This is a genomic window from Proteiniclasticum sp. (assembly GCF_003514505.1).
In the GTDB taxonomy this organism is placed as follows: Bacteria; Bacillota; Clostridia; order Clostridiales; family Clostridiaceae; genus Proteiniclasticum.
Genome location: NZ_DOPX01000018.1, coordinates 1 through 3,266, shown reverse-complemented (window position 1 = coordinate 3,266; position 3,266 = coordinate 1). Strand labels below are relative to the sequence as shown.

At 40.9% G+C, this 3,266-nt stretch carries 3 protein-coding genes; 2 read left to right on the top strand and 1 reads right to left on the bottom strand.

Annotation, left to right across the window (positions count from 1 at the left end; all coding sequences use genetic code 11):
- Positions 1-117: 117 nt before the first annotated feature.
- Together DEF30_RS06245 and DEF30_RS06240 are read left to right on the top strand one after the other, a co-directional pair.
- Positions 118-1,110: a LacI family DNA-binding transcriptional regulator gene (locus DEF30_RS06245; protein WP_294097457.1), complete on the top strand. Its 993-nt coding sequence runs from the start codon at positions 118-120 to the stop codon at positions 1,108-1,110.
- Positions 1,111-1,144: 34 nt separating this feature from the next.
- Positions 1,145-2,305 (top strand): galactokinase, encoded by a 1,161-nt coding sequence (locus DEF30_RS06240; protein WP_294097456.1) that lies wholly within the window; start codon positions 1,145-1,147, stop codon positions 2,303-2,305.
- A 57-nt stretch (positions 2,306-2,362) separates the two neighbouring features.
- On the opposite strand, the gene DEF30_RS06235 is transcribed toward DEF30_RS06240, so the two are convergent.
- Positions 2,363-2,842 (bottom strand): PTS glucose transporter subunit IIA, encoded by a 480-nt coding sequence (locus tag DEF30_RS06235; protein ID WP_294097455.1) that lies wholly within the window; start codon positions 2,840-2,842, stop codon positions 2,363-2,365.
- Positions 2,843-3,266 lie beyond the last annotated feature (424 nt).

The following is a 3,266-nucleotide window of genomic DNA, read 5'->3' as shown; positions in this document are numbered from 1 at the left end:
AAGCTTAGGGCTTTTTTGTTGTGTAAAAACAAGTAAAATTTTAGTAAATATTGACTAAATATATGATAAGGTTTACTATTAAGAAGTATACCATCCTGAATAAAGGGGAGGATTATTATGGCAACCATTAAAGAAATAGCAGACAAGGCTGGGGTATCCAGTGCAGCGGTTTCAAGAGTCCTGAACTTTGATGATGCGCTGAGCGTTTCAGAAGAGACCAAGCGCAAGATCTTTGAAGCTGCAGAAGAACTGGAGTATGTTCCGGTAAGAAAGAGAAGAAAAGACAAGAAGGTAAGAATCGGGTTATTCCACTGGTATGACACCAAAAAAGAGCTGAATGATCCGTACTATCTATACATTCGTCTCGCGATAGAAAAGATCTGTGAGAAAAAAGGATATCAGGTCGTAAGGTGGAATGCCTCAGAAGAGCAGATTCTGTCTGAGCCTGTGGACGGTATCATTGCGGTTGGAAAGTTTGAAGAGAAAGAGCTTCATAAGATCTCTGAATTAAGCAGCAGAATTGTTGTATGCGACTTCGCTCCAGGAGATGAGTTTGATGCTGTGATTGTAGACTATAGAGATGCAGTGAGAAAAGTGCTGGATTATTTCATTGAAATGGGGCATACAAGCATTGGATATCTTGGGGGAGATGAGACCTATGGGAGCGGGATCAAAGTTTCTGCTTTAAGGGATGAGTCTTTTAAAGAGTATGCATCTTTTATGAAAATCTATCAGGAAGAATTTTGCGCTTACGGCAGTTTTACTCATGAAGATGGATATCTGCTGATGAAAAAGATGCTTGAGAAGAAATCCCGGCCAACGGCTTTTTTCTGTGGCAATGACAATATGGCCATAGGGGCTTATAAAGCGATTTATGAAGCTGGTTTAAGTATCCCGGATGATATCAGTATTGTAGGATTCAATGATCTGCCTGGATCAAAATACATGACGCCATCTTTATCCACCATTAGAGTCTATACTGAATATCTGGGAGAGGCAGCAGTGGAGCTTCTAGAAGAGAAAATTGAGAGCAACCGAAAGTATACAAAAAAAGTGATCATCCCCGTGCAACTGAAGAAGAGAGACAGTGTAAAAGACTGTAAAGAGTAAAAGTTAGATTATATAGTAGAAAGAGGAGCAGAAAATGGAGAACGAAAAGAGATTTAGTGAAGTGTTTCAGGTGAATGCGGAGAGGAGCTATTTTTCTCCTGGAAGAGTCAATCTTATTGGAGAACATACAGACTATAATGGAGGAAATGTTTTTCCTTGTGCTTTAACCATAGGGACCTATGGAGTCGTAAGTCTGAGAAAAGATCGTATCATCAGAATGTACTCTGAGAATTTTCAGGACCAAGGGGTGGTGGAGTTTAGTCTCGATGATTTAACGTACAACAAAGCTCATGACTGGGCAAACTATCCAAAAGGTGTCGTTGCGTTTCTCCAGAAAGAGGGCTATCTCATAGAGCAGGGAATGAATATCTATTTTTATGGAAATATCCCCAATGGTGCAGGTTTGTCTTCCTCCGCTTCTATAGAAGTGCTGACTGCCTACATGATGAAGGACCTGTTTCAACTGGAAATTTCTATGATTGACTTGGTGAAGCTGTGCCAAAAAGTGGAGAATGAATTTATGGGGGTCAACTCAGGGATTATGGACCAGTTTGCAGTGGCTATGGGGAAAAAGGATCAGGCCATTTTATTGGACACAAATACACTGGAGTACAGATATTCTCCTGTTCTTCTAAAGGATGCTTCCTTGGTGGTATCCAATACCAATAAAAAGAGAGGGCTTGCGGACTCAAAGTACAATGAAAGAAGAGCAGAGTGTGAAGAAGCTTTGCGAAGGCTCCAGTCAGTTCTACCGGTGGCGTCCTTGGGTGAGATTGATTCTGAGACATTCAGGAAATATCAGCACGTGATTGAAGATGAGGTGCTGATTAAGAGGGCAAAACATGCAGTAACGGAGAATGAAAGAACATTACTTGCGGTGAAAGCACTGGAATCCAATGAGATAGAAGCCTTTGGAAAACTCATGAATGCATCTCATGAATCCCTGAGAGAAGATTATGAAGTAACAGGAGTAGAACTGGATACATTGGTGGATCTTGCCAGAAAAGTGCCTGGGACAATTGGCTCCAGAATGACGGGTGCTGGATTTGGTGGATGCACAGTTTCTATCGTTCGGAATGATGCTATTGAAAGATTTATCCAGGAAGTTGGCGCGTCTTATAAAGAACTGATTGGATATGAAGCAGAGTTCTACGTGGTCTCCATAGGAAATGGTGTCCATAAACTGAACGGATAGAGGTTGAAGGATAAAAGTAAAGAGCGCAGCCGTTGGCTGCGCTCTTTGAATATCTCTTTACTTTGCTTTATAGGTCAATACGGTGGTTTCTCCTGCGGTGACATCAATACCGAGCTGTGCTTCAAAACTCTTCAGCACATCCATGTCGGTGAAGATAACAGGTGTAATCAGTGAAAGGCCTTTAGACTGGATGAGTTCACGATCTATTTTTACAATTGGTTCGCCCTTTTTTACCATATCTCCTTGGTTCTTTAGAGCGGTAAACCCTTCGCCGTTCAATGAGACGGTATCAAGTCCGATGTGAACAAGAATCTGTACGCCTTTGTCCAGGGTCATACCAAAAGCATGCTTTGTTCCGAAGAGCATGGTCAGTTCTCCATCAGCAGGAGCTACAACGGTATCTCCTGTAGGATCGATGGCGAGTCCATCACCAGCCATTTTTTCTGCGAATACAGCATCAGGTACAGTTGTGATGTCCACTGTCTTACCTGATATTGGGGCAACAAGTGCGCCTTCCTTTTTAAATAATCCAAACATATTCAATTCACTCCTTCAATCGTTATTCTGTCATCATGGACAGAATTGTGTTTAATAAAATCTCTTGTTTCTATTATTCTACAATTAATAAAGAGTGATTGCAATGAAAGCAAGGAAGTATGCTATGAACATCCTGAAAACATGGAGTGCGTAAGTGGTAGTTTGTCAGGGAGCTCAGATGGTTTCTAAAGTGGAAGTATTTTAGTGCTGATCAGGAAGTAAGAGAGAAATGCACAATGCGAATGATGAAGCGGTAATGCCTATATTTATTCGCGTTACTGCGTTTAAATCAAAGGAGGAGCGTTGTAGATTTGGAGATCCATCTGAAAACAACTCCGTGTGTATCACAATAAGGATTACTTAGAAAATAAGAGATATTTTTAGAATGAGTGATTTATTTGTCTTAAATCGAATTGTGTATAAA